This window comes from Rhizobium sp. R711 (assembly GCF_002211365.1).
Taxonomy (GTDB): Bacteria; Pseudomonadota; Alphaproteobacteria; order Rhizobiales; family Rhizobiaceae; genus Rhizobium.
Genome location: NZ_LOKZ01000023.1, coordinates 1 through 18,182 on the forward strand (window position 1 = coordinate 1; position 18,182 = coordinate 18,182).

16 protein-coding genes and 7 pseudogenes are annotated in these 18,182 nt (G+C 59.4%); 18 read left to right on the top strand and 5 right to left on the bottom strand.

What is annotated here, in order from left to right:
- The first annotated feature begins 185 nt into the window (after window positions 1-185).
- Window positions 186-1,103, top strand: a complete 918-nt coding sequence (locus tag ATY80_RS18180; protein WP_088693760.1) for a recombinase family protein — start codon at window positions 186-188, stop codon at window positions 1,101-1,103.
- Window positions 1,104-1,166: 63 nt separating this feature from the next.
- Window positions 1,167-1,901 (top strand): annotated as a pseudogene (locus tag ATY80_RS18185) (site-specific integrase); the annotation flags it as partial.
- Window positions 1,902-2,426: 525 nt separating this feature from the next.
- Here ATY80_RS18185 and ATY80_RS18190 read toward each other — a convergent pair.
- Window positions 2,427-2,840, bottom strand: coding sequence for a type II toxin-antitoxin system VapC family toxin (locus ATY80_RS18190; RefSeq protein WP_088693761.1), 414 nt, complete (start codon window positions 2,838-2,840; stop codon window positions 2,427-2,429).
- Window positions 2,837-3,085, bottom strand: coding sequence for a type II toxin-antitoxin system VapB family antitoxin (locus ATY80_RS18195; protein ID WP_088693762.1), 249 nt, complete (start codon window positions 3,083-3,085; stop codon window positions 2,837-2,839). Before ATY80_RS18195 ends, ATY80_RS18190 begins: the two co-directional genes overlap by 4 nt.
- A 386-nt stretch (window positions 3,086-3,471) precedes the next feature.
- On the opposite strand from ATY80_RS18195, the gene ATY80_RS18200 reads away from it, so the two are divergent.
- The 9 genes and pseudogenes from ATY80_RS18200 to ATY80_RS18240 form a co-directional block, all read left to right on the top strand.
- Entirely contained in the window at window positions 3,472-3,690 is a 219-nt protein-coding gene (locus ATY80_RS18200) for a hypothetical protein (protein WP_088693763.1), read from the top strand.
- A 111-nt stretch (window positions 3,691-3,801) separates the two neighbouring features.
- On the top strand, window positions 3,802-4,044 hold the full coding sequence (locus ATY80_RS18205) for a hypothetical protein (protein WP_088693764.1): 243 nt from the start codon (window positions 3,802-3,804) through the stop codon (window positions 4,042-4,044).
- 456 nt (window positions 4,045-4,500) lie between these two features.
- A complete protein-coding gene (locus ATY80_RS18210) occupies window positions 4,501-5,334 on the top strand; it encodes a transporter substrate-binding domain-containing protein (RefSeq protein ID WP_088693765.1) in 834 nt (277 codons plus the stop codon).
- 24 nt (window positions 5,335-5,358) lie between these two features.
- Complete coding sequence (locus ATY80_RS18215; protein WP_088693766.1) at window positions 5,359-6,105, top strand: amino acid ABC transporter permease; 747 nt, start codon at window positions 5,359-5,361, stop codon at window positions 6,103-6,105.
- A gap of 41 nt (window positions 6,106-6,146) precedes the next feature.
- The gene (locus ATY80_RS18220) at window positions 6,147-6,884 is read left to right on the top strand and encodes an amino acid ABC transporter permease (protein ID WP_088694066.1); all 738 of its coding nucleotides are present in this window, start codon (window positions 6,147-6,149) and stop codon (window positions 6,882-6,884) included.
- A 13-nt stretch (window positions 6,885-6,897) separates the two neighbouring features.
- Entirely contained in the window at window positions 6,898-7,686 is a 789-nt protein-coding gene (locus ATY80_RS18225; RefSeq protein WP_088693767.1) for an amino acid ABC transporter ATP-binding protein, read from the top strand.
- A 5-nt stretch (window positions 7,687-7,691) separates the two neighbouring features.
- Complete coding sequence (locus ATY80_RS18230; RefSeq protein WP_088693768.1) at window positions 7,692-9,050, top strand: MmgE/PrpD family protein; 1,359 nt, start codon at window positions 7,692-7,694, stop codon at window positions 9,048-9,050.
- Window positions 9,051-9,064: 14 nt separating this feature from the next.
- Window positions 9,065-10,375, top strand: a complete 1,311-nt coding sequence (locus tag ATY80_RS18235) for an LLM class flavin-dependent oxidoreductase (RefSeq protein ID WP_088693769.1) — start codon at window positions 9,065-9,067, stop codon at window positions 10,373-10,375.
- Between the two features lie 125 nt (window positions 10,376-10,500).
- Window positions 10,501-10,755: pseudogene (locus ATY80_RS18240) on the top strand (IS630 family transposase); the annotation flags it as partial.
- Window positions 10,756-11,235: 480 nt separating this feature from the next.
- Here the strand turns inward: ATY80_RS18240 and ATY80_RS18245 are convergent.
- On the bottom strand, window positions 11,236-12,294 hold the full coding sequence (locus ATY80_RS18245; RefSeq protein WP_245306894.1) for a GSU2403 family nucleotidyltransferase fold protein: 1,059 nt from the start codon (window positions 12,292-12,294) through the stop codon (window positions 11,236-11,238).
- A 168-nt stretch (window positions 12,295-12,462) separates the two neighbouring features.
- Here ATY80_RS18245 and ATY80_RS18250 point away from each other — a divergent pair.
- The 7 genes and pseudogenes from ATY80_RS18250 to ATY80_RS18280 form a co-directional block, all read left to right on the top strand.
- Window positions 12,463-13,776: pseudogene (locus ATY80_RS18250) on the top strand (coniferyl aldehyde dehydrogenase); the annotation flags it as partial.
- A gap of 153 nt (window positions 13,777-13,929) precedes the next feature.
- Window positions 13,930-14,130, top strand: a complete 201-nt coding sequence (locus ATY80_RS18255) for a type II toxin-antitoxin system VapB family antitoxin (RefSeq protein ID WP_088693771.1) — start codon at window positions 13,930-13,932, stop codon at window positions 14,128-14,130.
- Entirely contained in the window at window positions 14,127-14,510 is a 384-nt protein-coding gene (locus ATY80_RS18260) for a type II toxin-antitoxin system VapC family toxin (protein WP_088693772.1), read from the top strand. The genes ATY80_RS18255 and ATY80_RS18260 overlap by 4 nt, the downstream gene beginning before the upstream one ends.
- A 159-nt stretch (window positions 14,511-14,669) precedes the next feature.
- Window positions 14,670-14,927, top strand: a pseudogene (locus ATY80_RS18265) (hypothetical protein); the annotation flags it as partial.
- Window positions 14,928-14,985: 58 nt separating this feature from the next.
- Window positions 14,986-15,346 (top strand): annotated as a pseudogene (locus ATY80_RS18270) (type II toxin-antitoxin system RelE/ParE family toxin).
- Entirely contained in the window at window positions 15,336-15,659 is a 324-nt protein-coding gene (locus tag ATY80_RS18275; protein ID WP_088693773.1) for a DNA-binding transcriptional regulator, read from the top strand. Before ATY80_RS18270 ends, ATY80_RS18275 begins: the two are co-directional and overlap by 11 nt.
- A 151-nt stretch (window positions 15,660-15,810) precedes the next feature.
- Window positions 15,811-16,086, top strand: a pseudogene (locus ATY80_RS18280) (CoA transferase); the annotation flags it as partial.
- Window positions 16,087-16,204: 118 nt separating this feature from the next.
- Here the strand turns inward: ATY80_RS18280 and ATY80_RS18285 are convergent.
- Both ATY80_RS18285 and ATY80_RS18290 read right to left on the bottom strand, forming a co-directional pair.
- Window positions 16,205-17,428 (bottom strand): ATP-binding protein, encoded by a 1,224-nt coding sequence (locus ATY80_RS18285; protein ID WP_088693774.1) that lies wholly within the window; start codon window positions 17,426-17,428, stop codon window positions 16,205-16,207.
- Between the two features lie 353 nt (window positions 17,429-17,781).
- Window positions 17,782-18,102: pseudogene (locus tag ATY80_RS18290) on the bottom strand (IS30 family transposase); the annotation flags it as partial.
- Between the last annotated feature and the right edge of the window lie 80 nt (window positions 18,103-18,182).

The following is an 18,182-nucleotide window of genomic DNA, read 5'->3' on the forward strand; positions in this document are numbered from 1 at the left end:
GGATTTTCCGCCACAGAAGCCCACTGACGCGCGTTTGCCACTGCGGATGCTCCATTGCTCGTCCGCGATGCCATTTCGAGTCCAACGGGCCGCTATTCGGTGCCTAAAACACGCTTGCAACTGACCGATTTCTCGCGCATTCCTTATCTGTACAAATCACCTCGAAATGGGCCGTTAAAAGCGCGATGGCGAAGCGACAAACAGTTAACGTCCAACGGCCTCTAAAGCGGCTGATAGGCTATGCCCGCGTCTCGACGGACGACCAGGTCCACGATGCCCAGATCGACGAGTTGCGAGCCGCCGGCTGCCACCGGATCTATCAGGAGCATGGCTCCGGGGCATCACGTGCCAGGCCAGTCTTGACGCGACTGCTCGGAGAGCTCACCGCGGGAGATGTCCTCGTCGTTGTCCGCCTCGATCGATTGGCCCGATCGGTGAGCCATCTCTTGGCAGTGATCGAGGATCTCGAACAACGAGGGGTTCATTTTCGATCTATCCGCGATCCGATCGACACCTCGACTCCGCAGGGCATGTTTTCCCTCCAGGTTCTCGGTGCGGTCGCGCAACTCGAGAGAGCGCTGATCGCCGAGCGCACCAAAGCCGGCATCAGGGCGGCGAAGGCGCGCGGCAAGCTTCCTGGAAACCCTGGCCTGCGAGAACGACGACCTGAGGCAATCAAGGCAGTCTCAAACGCACGCGAGAAACTCTATCTCGATGAGCTCATTGCGTCCGCGCAGACGTGGCTGCCGATGGTGCGGCAACTCCGGCCCCAGCACAGTTGGGACAACGTCGTGCGGGTGCTCAATCGCCGCGGCCACGACTGGACCGTCGAGCGCCTTCGTCGCGCCGTTCATCGCCTGGTCCGCGAAAAGCTCGCAGAAAAAGAACTCTTGGCCCGGTCCCCTCGCCGCGCGCCCGAAGACCATCTGATGAAGTTGGTGGCGGCGATCGCTATTGCCGATCCCGATCTGTCGCTTCGCGACATTGCCGCTCAACTGGACCAGATGGGAGAGCGCCCAGCTCGCGGCGGGCGCAGGTGGCAGGCATCTTCTGTTCGCCATCTCCTGGACGAGGCCCGTCGGTTTGGCCTCATCCGTTACTGAGAACACGGTTCAGCAGTTGTCGCTTTAGGCTTCAAATAGTACGGCTGCATAGTCAGTTACGTGCTGGCCAGCTGGTCGACGCTGACCCAATGGTGTGGCCTTCACGGCGCCTTCGCCTCCCCTGCCCTGAAGGCGGCACTTCGTCTTGCCGTCCGCGCTGTGCCGCGGCAACGCCGCCGCAAGAGCGCGAAAGCGGTGACAGCAGATGTGCTGACCAGACTATTGGCGACCTGTGGCGGCGACAGCCTGCGCGATCTGCGCGATCGCGCCATCCTGATGGTTGCCTTTGCCTCCGGCGGTCGCCGGCGCAGCGAAGTGGCCGGCCTCCGGAAGGAGCAGCTGACGAGCGAGCCGCCGGCGACCGGCGAGGGCGGAAGCCCCCTCCCCTCGCTGTCGATCCATCTCGGCCCCACCAAGACGTCAGGCGCCGACCAGGATGAGATCGTCTATCTCACTGGTCGGCCCGTCGAGGCGCTGAACGCCTGGCTGGCCGCCGGCAAGATCGATAGCGGCAATGTGTTTCGGGCGATTGATCGCTGGGGCAACATCTCCCGCCGGGCGCTCGATCCGAAAGCGGTCAATGACATCGTCAAGCAGCGCGTGAGAATGGCGGGTCTCGAGCCGGCGGAGTTTTCGGCGCACGGGCTGCGATCGGGCTATCTCACTGAAGCGGCCAATCGCGGGATACCGCTTCCTGAGGCAAGGGAACAGTCGCGCCATAGATCGGTCCAGCAGGCATCCAGCTATTACAGCAACGCGACGCGGAGAAGCGGTCGTGGGGCTCGTATGCTCGCGTAGGAAAAACAGCCGCGTTACTTACAGTATTGACAAAGTGCCGAAGTAGGCCGTGGAACCTGACTGTACTTGCGAAAAATTGGACCCTGTTTCCTGCCCCGCGGATCTGACCCGGGATCGCTATGGTCGACCTGGCAAATACAGCGACAAGAGGACCGTCGAAGTCTCACGGCTATGCTCGGCCGGACTTGATGGTGTCGATCCCACAGTTTGCGGATGCATTCAACACCTGGCTAGAGGAGCGATGCCGCCACCGTCAGCGCCACAGGTTCTGGAGCGAGAGCGAGCCGATCGGAGAACGGCAGCGCAATCAGCAAGCTACTGCAACGACGCGACACGCCGCAGCGGTCGGACGGCCCGCATGCCTTGAACTGCATGACCCGCTCAGTGATTGATCTCCTGTCGCAAAAAGGCGAAAGTCGCCTTGGAATACAGGCAGCAAAGAGTTCAAAGAAAAGGCTGTCGCCTATTCTCCAAGGGAGCAAGCGTCGCAAATGCGGCCAACGAAAGCTGATCCATTCGAATGGGTTAAAAATCCCACGGATTGAGGAGGCTAAGACCTGTCGTTTCGAAATCCTTGAGATTGCGCGTGGCCAAGCGTCCGCCGTTCACGCGCGCTATTGCAGCGATCATTGCATCGGGCGCTGACATTGCCTTCCCCTGACGAGCCGCCTGCCCCATGATTTCACCGTAAGCGAGCGCGGCTTCTTCTGTGAGACCAAACATTCGCTCGGCAAATCGACGACGCCACTCCGCCAGCCCCTGTTCCAAACGCTCGGCCCTCTGGTGCGGCCTGATCTTTTGAATGCCGAAAGCAATCTCGGCAATTGTCACTGTGGGCAATGCCAACTCCGCGTCGAACCGAATCAGCCAAGCCATGACAGCTTCGTCAGGATCCTTCCGCAATGTCTCCGAGACGACGTTCGTATCAAGAAAGATCAAAGCTCAATGCCCTGGTGAGGGCGACGGCTTTCACGGATGACGGTTTCCAAATCGATATCCGTGGCAGCCTGCGCGTTGACGCGCGCGTAGAAGCTTGCCGCTGGTTCGCGACCCGCCTGGCGCGTCTCGTAAGCTTCAAGCGCCCGTTCGACCACTTCGGCAATCGAACGGTTTTCACGGCGCGCCAGTCGATGTGCGAGATCCTTTGCCTTGGAACTTCGAACTGAGAGTTGAGGTGCGGCCATTTCAGTCTCCTTTGCGAAAAATATAAGCTCTTAGTGGGCTGCCATCAAGATGGCAGATGCGTGCTTGCCATCGCGCGGGCCACCTTGACCAGTTTCCCCCGGCGAAAAACCGGCGCAAGGCCGCTTGGATCATCCGCTGCTCGGTCACACTATAAGCACCACCGCGCTCAGGGATGACGATTCGCCAAAAAGATCCTACTCGCCGAAATTCTTTGCGAGATTTCAAATCGTCAGAACGACCCGAAACGGAAGCCCGCTGCCGCCATCGCGCTAAAAATCGCCTATGGAGTTGATCGTTTCGGTCGGTTCAGGTAGCGCCTACGCAAACCCAGTGCGCTGGCGCCCCTAGCCAGTCAACTCTGACAAATTTTTGGAAGGAAACTGCCATGGAAACCGACACCGTCACCATTGCAGGCCGCAATGATTTTGCCCAATGGGCGATCGAGCGGGCTCGGGCGATCGTCGCCGAGCAAGGCGGGAACCTGGCCATCGCGGCTCGCGACATGGATGAAAAGGCGATTGCCGAGAGCGGAAATGCGCTCGGCGCAGCAATTACCGAGGCCCTCCTCGAGGTCTTTGACGGCCTCATGCCCGAAAGCGACTAGACGAACTCGACCCGTGTGCAGCCTTGCCGGTCGCCCACGACGGAGAAGCCTTCCGAGTTCGTTTAATCCCCTTGCCCATGAACCAAGCGAGAAGAGACCGTGGAGCACCGCATGAAGTCAGGTTTGGGGACCATCACCATTGCTGATGATGGCTACGGCGAACATGTCGCCTACGAGCTGTCCGAACGCTCCGGTCTGCTATTCGCACGCCAGGAATTCCTGATCCGGGCAAAAGGCGCGAAGGACGTCCGCCTGTCGCTTCTGACAGCCCGAACCGAGTATGTGATCCGCATTGGCAGTGTCGAGGCAAGCTGCGCTAATTTTTCTATCCTGCGGGATATCAATCCGTCCTAACCAGGACGCCAGCGCCGTTTGTGCCTACGAAACCGTTGCAAGCTTCGCTTACCCCATTTCCGCCTTGCCAGATTCTCGTCCCGATATACTTTGCGGGAACTGGGCTTCGCGTGAAGTGTCGAAGACGGTACTTACGGCGAGCAAAACCGATGCCAGCAATGCCTTCTTGCCGCATCCGATCAGCGTTTTAGCGGCAACGAAACGCTGATCCGGTCCCGACCGTTTGCCCTTGTACGACAGACCTCTCCCTCTTGGGGCCAGTCTCCATGACGGCCCTGCCGCTGGAAGCAGACACCCGGCGCAGCCAGATATTTCCAGCACCTCAGCATAACATATTTTCTATGGATTTAGCGCATTACAGGATAGCAGTTTCGCTCTCACCTCGAAGAGAGGATGCAATTGCTCGTGGCAACGGAGGGGCTCCACTAGGTTCTTGGTCGAATAAAGGAGCCCAGAATGTCATCCACCAAACTCACCAAGTTATTCTTCGGACTTGCTCTCTCAATCTCCGCACTAACGTCGCAGGCGTCTGCGGATGACACATTGGACCGCATCAAGGGCCGCGGCACGCTGACCGTCGGCGTGATCCTGTCCGGTGCGCCGTTCGGCTATATCGATCCTAAGACCCAGGCGCAGAAGGGTTTCAACCTCGACATCGCGCAGGCGCTGGCCGACGACCTCGGCGTCAAGCTGGAGACCGTCACCGTAACACCGCCGAACCGCGTGCAGTTCCTGCAGCAGGGCAAGGTCGACATCCTCATCGCCAACATGCAGTACACCGAGGACCGTGCCAAGATTCTCGACTACGTACCAACGCCCTATGACCGCAGCGGTGGCGCTGCCGTGGTGCGCAAGGACAGCGGCCTGAAGGACTGGGTGGACCTGAAGGGCAAGCCGGTCTGCGTGTCGCAGGGTTCCAACTACACGCAGCCTCTGATGGAAGAATACGGCGCGGTGGTGAAGGCGTTGCCGAGCCAACCGGAATCGCTGCTCGCACTGCAGGGCGGCAATTGCGTTGCGGCCGTGCATGTCGGCGCGACCGTCGGCCTTCTACTGCAGGATCGCGCGGAAGAATGGAAGGACTATGCCATTCCCTTCCCCACCGAGCTGATCCCATCGGATTCGGTGATCTGGTTGCGCAAGGGCGAGAAGGACACGCAGGCTGCCCTCGACGCCGGAGTCAAGAAGCTACACGCGTCCGGCAAGCTCCTGGAATTCGCCAAGATCAATCGCCTCCCGAACACCGAATACCTGCAGGAGCAGAACAAAGTGCTCTCCGCCAGCAAGTAAGTCGGAAGGGACCGGTAGAACGACATGCAGGACATAAACCTGACCGCCCTGTTCGTCAGTCTGACGGGCCGGCTCGGCCTGAACTACGAGTTCCTGGCGACGGGATACGAGGCGCAGATCTGGCGTGATGGCTTTCTAACCACGCTCTATCTTGTCGTCCTGCTTATCCCCGTCAGCCTGATTTTCGGCCTGCTGTTTGCCACCTGCCTGACGTCTGGGAGGCTGTGGCTTTCGGCGCCGGTCAGGGCCTTCGTGGAGATCACCCGCAACACGCCGACGCTGGTGCAGCTGATGTTCAGCTTCCTGGTCCTCAACACGGTCGTCTCGAACCTCGTGGGCGGGGCGCAGAATAATCCGCTATCCCCTTTCTTCTGGGTGGTCGCGGTGGTCGGCCTGCATATCGCCGCCCTGCATGCGGAGGCGATCCGCGCCGGCATCGAGGCGGTGCCGGTCTCCACGGTGGAGGCGGCGCGCGGCATCGGCTTCAGCCAGCTGCAGATTTTGCGATACGTCGAGGTGCCGCTGGCCTTGCGGGCATCTTTGCCGTCGATCGTCAACAACCTGATCAATCTCGTGAAGCTGACGACGGTGGGCAATGCGATCGCCGTAAGCGAGATCACCTACGCCTCGATCATGGTCTGGACGCAGCGCGACAATGTCGTATCGCTGATGATCGTCATCCTGTTGTTCTTCAGCATTATCAACCTGGTCGTTGCTCGCGTCGGCCTTTGGGTGGAGCGTAAGCTCGCCGTTCCGGGGTATGGCTTGTGACGACTGCGACACTTCTTGAACCGCTCAAGGGCAGCGATCTTCTGCGCAACATCGGCTTCGTGGCGCTGCCGCTCGTCATCCTCGTCTGGTCGCTCGTCGATCTGACGCTGGGCCGCGAACTGATGGAATGGATCCCCTATCTCGCCTCCGGTTTCGCGATGAACATCGTCATCAGCCTCTCCGCGATGGCGCTCGGGACCGTCGTGGGTACCACGTTCGGCATCCTGGAACTCGCGCCCTACCGGCTGGTACGCTATCCGGTCGTCGCCTATGTGCAGGCTTTCCGCAATGCCCCGCATCTCGTGCTGATCTTTGCGACGACCTACATCTTTCCCTTCGAGATCGTCCTGTTCGGCAACTACCTGGCCTTCCCGGACTGGGTGAAGGCGGTGATCGGCCTCGCCATTCCGGCCAGCGCCTACGTTGGCGAGATCACACGCGGCGCCATTCTCTCCATTCCGACTACGCAATGGGAGGCGGCGCAGGGGTTGGGTTTTTCGCGCGGGCACGCACTGCGCTGGATCATCCTGCCGCAGTGCCTGCGGCGCTCCCTGCCGCCGTGGATGAACGTGCTCGCCTCGATCACCATGGGCACGGCGCTCGCCTCGCTGGTGGGCGTGCATGAACTGCTGCATGCCGCCACCGATGCCAGCACGGCAGTGCGCCGGCTCGATTTCACGATCATCGCCTATATCGTTGTGATGGCCGCCTTCTTCACGCTTTGCTACCCCATCGCCCGCTTGACCCGCCGCCTGGAACGCCGGTTCAACGCGGCCTGAGGATTTCGAGACGATGCATACATTCGCCAACAACGTGATCGTCCGACTGGAAGACGTGCACCTGTCCTTTGGCCAGACGGAGGTGCTGAAGGGCATCAACCTGACCGTCAACAAGGGCGACGCCGTTTCGATCATCGGCCCGTCCGGCTCTGGCAAGTCGACCATCCTGCGCTGCATCAATGCGTTGGTGACGCCGCAGAAAGGCCGCATTACCGTCGATGGTACCCGCGTCGACCAGCTGACCAAGGAGAGCGAGCGCATCGCACTGCGCAAGCGCGTCGGCATTGTATTCCAACAGTACAATCTCTTTCCGCATCTGACGGTGCTGGACAATATCGTACTGGCGCCGACCCGCATTCTCGGTGTCGAGCGGCGCGATGCGGAGAAGTTCGCCCGCGAACTCCTCGATAAGGTGCGCCTTTCGGAGAAAGCTAACGCCTATCCAGGCCAGCTGTCCGGTGGCCAGCAGCAGCGCGTGGCGATTGCCCGGGCGCTGGCGATGAAGCCGGAACTGGTGCTGTTCGACGAAGTCACCTCGGCGCTCGATCCCGAAACCGTCGGCGAAGTACTGTGGGTGATCCGCGATCTCATTCGCGACGGCATGACCAGCATTCTCGTGACGCACGAAATGCGCTTTGCCGAGGAGATCAGCGACACCGTCGTGTTCACCGAAAACGGCCGCATCGTCGATCAGGGCTCGCCCGAGCAGATTTTCAGCACCTCCGACAACCCCCGCATCCGCCAGTTCGTCGGCGGGCTTTCCGGGGCGCGCGGTTCGGTGCGCAACGGCGAGGGTATCTAGTAGAAATGACGACCGCACCCGCCCCGCTGACCCATGGCTTTGCCCAGGCGATCATCACGTCGGACCCGAAGAAGGATATTGCCGCGATGGATGCGGGACGCACGGCGATCATCGATTTTCTCGCCTGCACGATCGCAGGTTCCCGTGACCGCATGACCGACCTCCTTGCCGAGGCCGTTGGCGCCAAACTGCCAGGAGAGGCGATCCTGGTCGGCGGCGCGCGCCGCACTGATCCGCTGGTTGCCGCCGTGGTCAACGGCTATGCCGGCCATGTGCTCGACTACGATGACGTGCACGCCAGCGTGCGCGGTCATCCGACGACGGTGATCATTCCGGCGCTTCTGGCACTAGCCGCCGAGCGGGAGTTCTCGGCTGAAACGCTGGTAGCGTCCTATGTCGTCGGGCTGGAGGCTATGGCGCGGCTGGGTCTCTCGATCGGTTCGAAACACTACGAGAATGGTTTCCACGCGACGGCAACGCTCGGCACAATCGGTGCAGCGGCGGCGATTTGCCATCTGATGGGTGTTTCGGTTCAAGAGACGGCGGTCGCGCTCGGTCTTGCGGCAACGCATTCCTCCGGCCTGAGATTGCAGTTCGGCTTCGACGCGAAGCCGTATCACGCCGGCATGGCATCGCGTTCCGGGCTGTTGTCGGCGCGGCTGGCAGCCGCGGGTTTCGGTGGTGCGCCGGACTTTCTCGACAATCCGATCGGTTTCCATTTGGCCTATTCCTTCGGCGCCGTTCGGCTGCAGGCCGTGACGGAGAACTGGGGTGCACCGTGGCAGATCGTGGCGCCCGGGCTGACGCTGAAGGCCTATCCCTGCTGCACCGCCAGCCACCCGGTCGCCTCTCTTGGCATCGAACTTAGTCGCGAGGGGCTGGCAGCGGATACAATCGAGACCATCACGTTCACCTATCCGCCGGGCGCCGATGCCGCCCTGGTCGTCAGCAAACCGACCAACGGTATCGAGGCGCGCTTCAGCCCCGAATACGTATTTGCCGCGGCCCTCATCGACGGCGCCCTGCGGCTCGATCATTTTGACGACCGGCCGGTCGAGCCGCGCCTGATGGCGCTTGCCGGGCGCGCCAGCCGCCGCCATGACAACAGTGCGCCACGCATGTCGAGCGATCCCAAAACCCGGTTCGTGGTTCTTGATGTTGCACTGCGCGACGGCAGCACGCTCACCCGCCGCTTCGATGGTCTTCCCGGCGTGATCGATCCGACGACAAAATTCCGCGACGCAACCGCCGGCCATCCGGCCTTCGCCGACATTCCCTCGCTCGTCCGCACCATGAGCAGTCGCGCCGACCTTCGCCGGTTGCTCGCACTTCTCAATCAGGACGCCATCCAGATCCACGCTTGACGAAAGACTTTGCCATGACCCGCAAGAGAGAAATCCATCTGGGCCTGTTCCTGCAGGGAGCCGGTCATCACGTATCCGGCTGGCGGCATCCGCATGCAGAGGCTGGCAGCGAGAATTTCGATCTTCTGCGCCGCGTGTCGCAGATCGCCGAGGCGGCCAAGTTCGACATGGTGTTCCTGGCCGACGGACTTACCAGCGGTGTTGACGCCCATCCCTCGACGATCGCCCGATTCGAGCCGCTGACGCTGCTATCGGCGCTGGCGCTGGTGACCGACAAGATCGGACTGGCTGCGACATCGTCGACGACCTATGGCGAGCCCTATCACACTGCCCGCGCTTTCTCCTCGATCGACCACCTGAGCCAGGGCCGCGCCGCCTGGAACATCGTCACTACCTCCTATGCCCGCACCGCCAGCAACTTTTCGAAGTCGCACCCAGAGCATGACGAGCGTTATGCCGTCGCGGAAGAGTTCGTCGACGTGGTGCGCGGGCTGTGGGACAGTTGGGACGACGACGCGTTCGTCAAGGACAAGCAGAGCGGCGTCTATGCCGACCCGACCAAGCTCCGAACTCTCGACCACAAGGGCAGGTATTTCTCCGTCAAAGGGCCGCTGAACATTCCGCGCCCCCCGCAGGGCCACCCGATCCTGATCCAGGCCGGCTCGTCCGGGCCGGGCCAGGATCTTGCAGCCCGCACCGCCGACGTGGTGTTCACCGCGCAGCAGAGCCTCGAAGAGGCGCAGGCTTTTTACATAAGCCTCAAGGGACGTGTTGCTCGTTTCGGACGCCAGCCGGACGAAGTCGCCGTCATGCCGGGCTTCCTGCCGGTGATTGGACGCACCGCCAGAGAAGCCGCCGACAAGCTTGCAGAGCTCGACAAATGGACGGACATCAAAAGCGCCATGCCGCTTCTGGAAGAACGCATCGGCCATAGCCTTGCCGAGTACGACCTCGACGGGCCGCTGCCCGATCTTCCGATCTCTGATCAATTGCGCAGCCGCGCCGAACTGCTGACCGCGCTGGCAAGACGCGAGAACCTGACCATCCGACAACTCGCGCTGCGGGTTGCCGCCGGCCGCGGCCACCATATCGTCCTCGGCACGCCGGTCGAAATCGCCGACAGAATGCAGCAATGGTTCGAAAGCCGCGCCGCCGATGGCTTCAACGTCATGCCACCCTTTTTCCCCGGAGGCCTGGAAGACTTCACGCAGCTGGTCGTGCCGATCCTGCAGGAACGCGGCCTGTTTCGCACCGAATATAGCGGCTCAACTCTGCGTGACCATCTCGGACTTGCCAAGCCCGCGCTAGTTCGCCCAGGGTCATGAGCATCCGATATGAGGGACCTGACATCGCTGTTGAAAAGCGTGGATCCGAACTACACCCGAGTTGCATGGTCTCGACAAATAACAAACCGTTGGCGCTGCATTTTGATCGAATACTCGGCGCTGACCGCAACGGCACGACATCCCTGTTCGCCGTGATCGGCCAGTACTACCCACCTCACCGGGCGACTGAATCCCTCGACATCTTGAAGCGGATTGACGCCGAGATGCCCAAGGGACCGGACGCGCGTTTGGTGATGGACAAACTATGCGACCCACAAGACGCCGAGGATCAAGGCCTGGCTCGCACGCCGCCCGTCACACAAACGACCACCTCCTGGATCAATGAGGTCGAGCGGTGGTTTGCAGCGCTGACACGCAAGTAGTTGCAAAGCGGCGTGCATCGCTCCACCGCAGAACTACCACAGGCGCCCTCACCATAGGTTGTAATAACATTTAATTCAATACCTGCGCTTTATTTCACGCACTGGATTTATACAGGGATCGTATGCACTTGAAATGGATCAAGGTTGCGCGCCAATCGATACGGACCCTACTATCGCGCCCAAACCGACAGCTCGCCAATCAATGTGTCGCGATACCGATACCATCCTCTGGACGACGTCGCCTTGATGGGATACGAACTGGCGACCTGCACGTTTCTCGCGCGTAAGTGCGCCTGATGTCGTGCAACAGCACCATGGTCGCTTTCTTCCGCAGGACAAGTCAGCATTGGCCGCCACGATTTCGAACTAGGTCCAGAAAGCAGCGTGAAGAGCTGAGTCAGACAAAACTTAGGCCCAGCGCAACCTGATGCGAATGAGCGTTGTCATATGGCCTGCCTTTTCAAGCGGGCCTAACCTTTATCTCTTGAGAATGCCAACCATTCGATTGATAGCGCCCCAATATTCCTTGTGCATGGTTTCGGCTGCTTCCGAGATCGCCAGCTTCCACGCAGGCCCGCGATCCCATGCCTCTTCCAGAGCGTAAACCAGTGAAGGCCCATGGCCCGTGACCGGCAGGGCGTCGAATAGCATTCCTGCCTGTCTGAGGTCTTTATCCCGTTTGGCCTGGCCGCCGGCGTCATTTTGACGGCGACCGGCAATGATAAGCTTGTGCACCGCGTACCTGCAAGGATCAGGGATGACAACTGAGATACCGGCACCATGTAGCAAGATCGAACGAACGGGATCGCGGATCAAGAAATCCATGAATCTTAGCGGTTCGGCTGACGCACCACCGAGAGCGGGCATCTTGGCGGGTTTGTCCGAATATTCTTCGGCTCCCCTGTTAGTCGTCATGAACTCGACCCTGTAACCGGTTTGATTTCGGAAGGCATGAGATCGAGAGCTGCCGCTGATATGCGGCACGGCGCGGAACGTTGGATCAAGCCCTTTTAGGAGATCGAGGATCGGCGGCAGCGAATCCGCCACCTCAGCGGAGATCGCGAAATCCTGGGCTATGTCTGCATCACCTGTTAGGATCGCCGCCGAAGGCAGACGGATGCCAAGATATGCCGAGTAGCATTGAAAAGCGACGGTGCCGATAAGAACACCGCGCAGCCGGAAGAGACCGGCCTTGGCAAGCGCCTGCACTATATCGCCGGTAAAGTGATCAGCGGCAATCAAACCGGCTTCGCGCGTTAGCGTGGAAACGAACTTGCGGCGAGCCTTATAATCTGACTTCTTACCCTTGAAGGTTTCGACCCGTTCCGAAATCAAGGGATCGTCGGCAGGTCCGACATACCGGCGCTTCTGCCCACCCCCACCATCTGGTTGGTCGAAATACCAATAACGCCGACCATCGACTGCCACCGGCACGAATCTACCCGATGGGGGAAAATCTTCCGCCCAATCATCGTCAAATGCCCGCTGCTGGAGTTCCGCGACCATGGTGCGGAACATGAGATCAATCTGCTTAATCACGGCGGCCTCTATATCATTTTCACAAATATAGTATAGGTACGACCTGCAAGCAAGCTTGGCGGCTTTTGCCCCGTGGACGCTGCCCGCCCTCTCCTCGAATAACAGTCATTCCCACTCGATCCTAATTATACTAATTTTCAAAATCTAGTATAGCGCGGCTGTTGAGACCGCGTCATCGCCCTTCTCGTCGATCATAAGGATGCGATTTGCCGCGGCGCTGTCGGAGGATTTCAGCAGCCGCAGCGTCGAGGCGAGCCTGCTTCTCGATGTCTTCACCTGCATCGGCTCGCTTAAATACGCCAAGGCCCACCTTGCCGATTGGCTGAAGCCGGAAGAGCACGAGGCCCTGTTCCCGGATGCGGTGGCCGAGTGATCTATCAGCCGAAGGGTGTCGTCGGCATCCTGAGCCCCTGGAATTTTCCCTATCAGCTCGCACTTGCGCCGCTCGCCGGCATTCTGGCCGCCGGCAACCGCGCGATGATCAAACCGTCGGAGGTGACGCCGGCGGCCTCCGCGCTGATGGCAGAGCTGATCGCCCGCACCTTCGAAGAAACGGAGATCGCCGTCGTGCAGGGCGGCCCGGCGACGGGCACTGCCTTCACATCGCTTGCTTTCGACCACCTGATCTTCGCCGGCGGCACCGCAATCGCTCATCATGTCATGCGGGCTGCGGCGGAAAACCTGACGCCGCTCACCCTCGAACTCGGCGGCAAATCGCCCGTCGTCGTCGGTCGCTCCGCCGATCTCGCGGACGCGGCGCGCCGCGTCATGACCGTCAAGACGCTGAACGCCGGCCAGATCTGCCTTGCGCCTGATCATGTCTATGTGCCCGAGGAAAGCGTCGAAGCCTTTGCCGAACATGCGGTGGCGGCGGTCGGCGCGATGTATCCTACGCTGAAAGAAAATCCCGACTACACCTCGATCGTCAATGTCCGTCATCACGCCCGCGTCCAGGGCTTGATCGATGACGCCAGGGCCAAGGGCGCGCATGTCATGGAGATCAATCCGGCGGCGGAGAACTTCTCTCAGCAATCGGCCCATCGCATAGCGCCGACTCTGATCCTCGATCCCACCGACGACATGCGCGTGCTGCAGGAGGAGATCTTCGGGCCTGTGCTGCCGCTCATTGCCTATCGCGATATCGCCGAGGTCGTCGATCGCATCAATGCCGGGACGCGCCCGCTCGCCCTCTATTATTTCAGCCAGGATCGGGAAGAGGAGCGCCGCGTCCTCGACAATACGACCTCCGGCGGGGTGACGGTCAACGACTGCATGAGCCACGTGACGGCGGAGGGCCTGCCCTTCGGCGGTGTCGGCCGCTCCGGCATGGGCGCCTATCGCGGCAAGTTCGGCTTTCTCGCCTTCTCGCATCCGCGCGCCGTCTATCACCAGAGCAAGTTGGTGGAAGCGGAATATATGATGCGGCCGCCCTATGGCGACGCGATGCGCGGCTTCCTGGCCGCGATGATCTGCAAGTAATCCCAAGAAATCCGTCCAGGGCGCCGCGACCGGGCAAAATATCACGTTGCTGGATTTGCACATCCGACAGCGGACGTATCAGAGTGGAGACCAGGCGTAGATTTCATCACCAAATGGTGCTATCTATAACACCAAAATCAGGAAACCCAAACGATGCGATCGACTATCAATCTCGACGACGCCCTCATGGAAAGGGCTAGGTCCTTAACCGGCACGAAAGAAACCGCCACTCTGGTCCGCCAAGCGTTGGAGACGCTTGTTCGTGTGGAGTCGGGAAAACGCCTCATCGCCCTCGGCGGAACTATGCCGGATGCGGAGGCAGCCCCACGCCGCCGGAGCGCAGCTGCCAAGTGATACTTGCCGACACTTCCATCTGGATCGATCATTTCCGGCATGCCGATTTAGAGCTGGGTAGAATTATTGAGGACGATCGTCTCTTATGCCATCCAGCCGTGATCGGAGAGCTCGCACTTGGTAGCCTTCGGGATCGCAGTAGCGTAATAGCTTTCCTGGTGGCCCAGCGCGCAGCGTTCGTCGCGACGCACGACGAAGTCATGATGATGATTGATCGCCACGCCATTTTCAGTATGGGCATTGGCTACACAGATGCCCATTTGATGGCCTCAGTTCTCCTCGATCAACGAGCGGCCTTATGGACCAGGGACAAGCGTCTGCGGGCAGCGGCCGAAAAGGCGGGAGCTTCACTGCACACCCCTGCCAACGCGCGAAACTAACTGCAGTATCGAAGTGCTCATGCTGGTCGTGAGCCCGCCGAAGCGCAGAGTTCCCATCGATACATTATGCGACCATTTTGGCGCCTAGAACATCAACAACCTGGCAACACGCCGTGCAGCGGCGCCGTAAACCGCCGTCTCGCGGTTTCATTGAAAATTTGGCGGACCGCGATCCAACGCTATGGGATCTACAATCCGTACACTGGCCGTGGCGCCATCAAGGGTTTGCTGCCGCATGGCCCCCACAATGTCCGAGACGTTCTTGCCACCCATGTCCTCAAGCAGACCGGATCCTATGAGCAGGCGAGCTACGCAATCCAGGACACACCGGAGATGGTCGCTAGTCACTACGGTCGGTTCCTGCCCCAGGCAGCGCTTGCCGCCCGGATTTTGAATCAGGTACGGGAAGCGGCGTAGTCAAAGCGATTCTACCCGAGCAACTTGATAGGCGTAGCACTAAGTGCTATATGACGCGATCTCAGAACGGACTTTCAAAACGGCCTGGTTTTCCAAAGCAGCGAAGAAAGCGCGGATCTCCGACAAAGCCCTTTTGCAAGGCGATTGCGCAAGTCGCACGCGGACAGGCTGATGATCTCGGTGGCGGCGTGTTCAAGAAGCGGCTCAACGACAACATGCATCGTTCGATCGTTCTGGCGAAAGCCGGTGAGTACTGGGTGTTCGCGTATTTGTTCGCAAAAAAGGATCGCGCAAACATCGATGACGACGAGCTCCTGGCTTTCCGGAAGCTCGCCGATCTTTATCGGCGCAAGACGCAGGCCGAGCTTGATGTCGAAATCGAGACCGGCGCGTTATTGGAGATTTGCAATGGCAACTAAGCGCAAGTTTAAGAGCGATGCCTTTGAGGCGATCCATAGCGCCGTCGAAGACATGTATAGGGCAGGCACGATCGATAAGGCGACCATGAAGACCTTCGATGACACTTGCCTGTCCATCCCGCAGGAACTGACGCCAAGCGAGATCAAGACGCTGCGCGAGAACAATCATGTCAGCCAGCCAGTGTTCGCGCGCTATCTAAATACCAGTGAATCGACGGTGCAAAAGTGGGAAACCGGCGCCAAACGGCCAAGCGGCCCAGCATTGAAGCTACTTTCAATCGTTCAGAAGCACGGTCTCGAAATGCTGTCTTAGGATACAGCCGCGAACACCAGCGCTCGCGGTTGCAGTCGATACATTATGCGATCTTTTCGGCCCAGAGGGTGAACATCACAGCAACAAGGCTTGCAGGGCTCGTGGAAGCACAGTTCGCGTCCACGCTTAGGTCTACAAATGGCCGAAAGCAGAACTGATCGTTGCACTCGAAAGGGCGGGTATTCCAGGAGGGCCGATCAATAGCGTCGCCGAGGCGATCGACGATCCGCAGATCAAGGCACGTGGGCTCAGGATCGCTCCGGAGGGCTTGCCCGGTTTAAGAACGCCAATTGGCTTCTCCCGCAGCCCCCTCACGCTCGACGGGGCCTCGCCGATTTTGGGTGCGGGAAGCTGGAGGTTTTCTCCGAAAAGTCGGAAACAGACACGAAATGACGATCGAAGCATCGGAAGGCTGATGTCAGATTAGTATAGCCTCATTCAAATCGCACGCCTTGAAGGAAATCGAACCTGGTCGCATTTTTTATCGAAACGTCGAAGTTCCAAGGATGCTCGGTGGCTGGAGACTGAAGCGAAAGTCCGACAGGCTAGCGCCACAATGCCGATATTGGAACAGCGGACAAACGTTCCCCGAATGGGATCACCTTATGATGATCATACAAGACCATGCCGGAAACAAACCGTTCTCCGCATGCTTCGGCCAATATTCGCAGCCCCGAAAAATCGGAATTCGACACGGATGCTGCCGCCTTTATCTCGATACCGACGATCCGTCCTCTTCTATCTTCGATGACGATATCGACTTCGTTCTGCTGCTTGTCACGAAAATGCGAAAATTCGAAGCGGGTTTGCCCGCCGCTGGCGAGTTTAAGGATCTCGCTAAATACGAAAGTCTCTAGCAATGCGCCGAACTGACCCCTGTCGTCGCGCAGGCGGTCGAGAGAGAGGTCACGAAGGGATGCGAGAAGACCAGAATCGAGGAAGTGTATTTTCGGCGTCTTGGTCAGGCGTTTCAGTTTGTTCGAAAACCAGGGTTGCACGGTTCGAGCGAGGAACAGGTTCTCGAAGATGCCAACGTATTTTTGCGTTGTGATGTGGTTCATTCCGATGGCGGCGCCAATCCCGGAATAGTTCACGAGCTGTCCAGAATGTTCTGCCAGAATGCGTAACAGGCGCGGCATTTGAGCGATCTGCTCGATGTGCGCGACATCGCGAACGTCACGTTGAACGATCGCCTGGACATAATCCGCATACCAGTCCTGTCTGCGGCTCAAGGTTTTGCGAGCCGCAGCCTCGGGATATCCACCTGCCAGAACCACGGCCATCAGGTCGTCTCCGACGATTGGCTCTCCGGCCTTGGCTTCGTTTCGAAAGGCGTCGCGCAGGAAGTTGCTTCCGGCGGTTCTGATCTCGCTTTGTGCAAGCGGCAGCAATCGAACGACCTCCATGCGCCCTGCGAGCGAATCCGCCACGCGTGGCAGCGTCATGAGATTGGCCGAACCGGTCAGGAGGAAACGCCCTGGACGCTGGTCCGTATCCACACTTTCCTTGATCGCCAGCAACAGCTCGGGAGCGCGCTGAATTTCATCGATGATGGCGCGATGCATACCTCTTACAAATCCAACTGGATCCTGTCGCGCTGCGTCCAGGGTCGTGGCATTATCCAGCGTGTAATACTCCATCCCCTCGTTGGCCATTTTCTTGGCCAATGTCGTTTTTCCTGCTTGTCGCGGACCTACGATCAGTACGACCCGCGTGTCTGACATGGCGTCGGCAACGCCTTGCTCAACGAGCCTTGGATATAGCGCCACAGCTTCCTTCCCTTCGATGACTGTTTGAAACTACGACTGCGACCAATTGAAAGTCAAGGAATGACCATTTGAAATCTATATGGCGGCGGATTGAAACGAGAAAGTCAATGTCGTGCCAGCTTGCGGCATGAGGAAGGCGAGAGGCCGCGCAGGCGCTGCTGAACTTTCACTGATTGGCCTCTGGAGTTGACCCAGCTGATCCTCAACGGAGGGGTATCTGATCAGGAGCGTAGCAAAAGCGAATTTGTGTATATCTCCATCACATCGCCAGAACGGAATGCAGTCTTGAATAGAACCATTGACCGTATTGGAGAAGCTAACCCAAGTGCATCATGCCGTCATGCGGAGTAGGATCATGCGCCTTCCAGCAAATGCGTGGCAAAAACTTCTGCGGGAGTTCTGTATCCGAGGCATTTTCTTGGCTGGTCGTTGAGCATGCGCGCCAGTTGATTGAGGGTTGCTTGTGACAGGAGAGCGAGGTCTGTATGTGCGGGCAGGAAGCGACGAATGCTTTTGTTAGCGTTCTCGACAGCCCCTTTCTGCCAGGGCGCACTGGGAACGCAGAACCAGCTGCGCGCACCGATGCCATCTTCCAAAGCCCTGAATCCGGCAAACTCGGTTCCGCGGTCAAAGATAAAGCTTCGGCGGGCGAAAGCGGGTAACGGCGCATAGGCCGGCTAGTATCGCCGCAGTGGCTAAGCAATTGCATATCCGAGGGCGTCACATGAAACGGACACAGCATACGCTAAGGGTC

Coding starts and splice junctions, on each gene's coding strand:
- ATY80_RS18180 (WP_088693760.1), top strand. CDS start 186: ATGGCGAAGCGACAAACAGTTAACGTCCAACGGCCTCTAAAGCGGCTG.
- ATY80_RS18195 (WP_088693762.1), bottom strand. CDS start 3,085: ATGGCCGCACCTCAACTCTCAGTTCGAAGTTCCAAGGCAAAGGATCTC.
- ATY80_RS18200 (WP_088693763.1), top strand. CDS start 3,472: ATGGAAACCGACACCGTCACCATTGCAGGCCGCAATGATTTTGCCCAA.
- ATY80_RS18205 (WP_088693764.1), top strand. CDS start 3,802: ATGAAGTCAGGTTTGGGGACCATCACCATTGCTGATGATGGCTACGGC.
- ATY80_RS18210 (WP_088693765.1), top strand. CDS start 4,501: ATGTCATCCACCAAACTCACCAAGTTATTCTTCGGACTTGCTCTCTCA.
- ATY80_RS18215 (WP_088693766.1), top strand. CDS start 5,359: ATGCAGGACATAAACCTGACCGCCCTGTTCGTCAGTCTGACGGGCCGG.
- ATY80_RS18225 (WP_088693767.1), top strand. CDS start 6,898: ATGCATACATTCGCCAACAACGTGATCGTCCGACTGGAAGACGTGCAC.
- ATY80_RS18230 (WP_088693768.1), top strand. CDS start 7,692: ATGACGACCGCACCCGCCCCGCTGACCCATGGCTTTGCCCAGGCGATC.
- ATY80_RS18235 (WP_088693769.1), top strand. CDS start 9,065: ATGACCCGCAAGAGAGAAATCCATCTGGGCCTGTTCCTGCAGGGAGCC.
- ATY80_RS18255 (WP_088693771.1), top strand. CDS start 13,930: ATGCGATCGACTATCAATCTCGACGACGCCCTCATGGAAAGGGCTAGG.
- ATY80_RS18275 (WP_088693773.1), top strand. CDS start 15,336: ATGGCAACTAAGCGCAAGTTTAAGAGCGATGCCTTTGAGGCGATCCAT.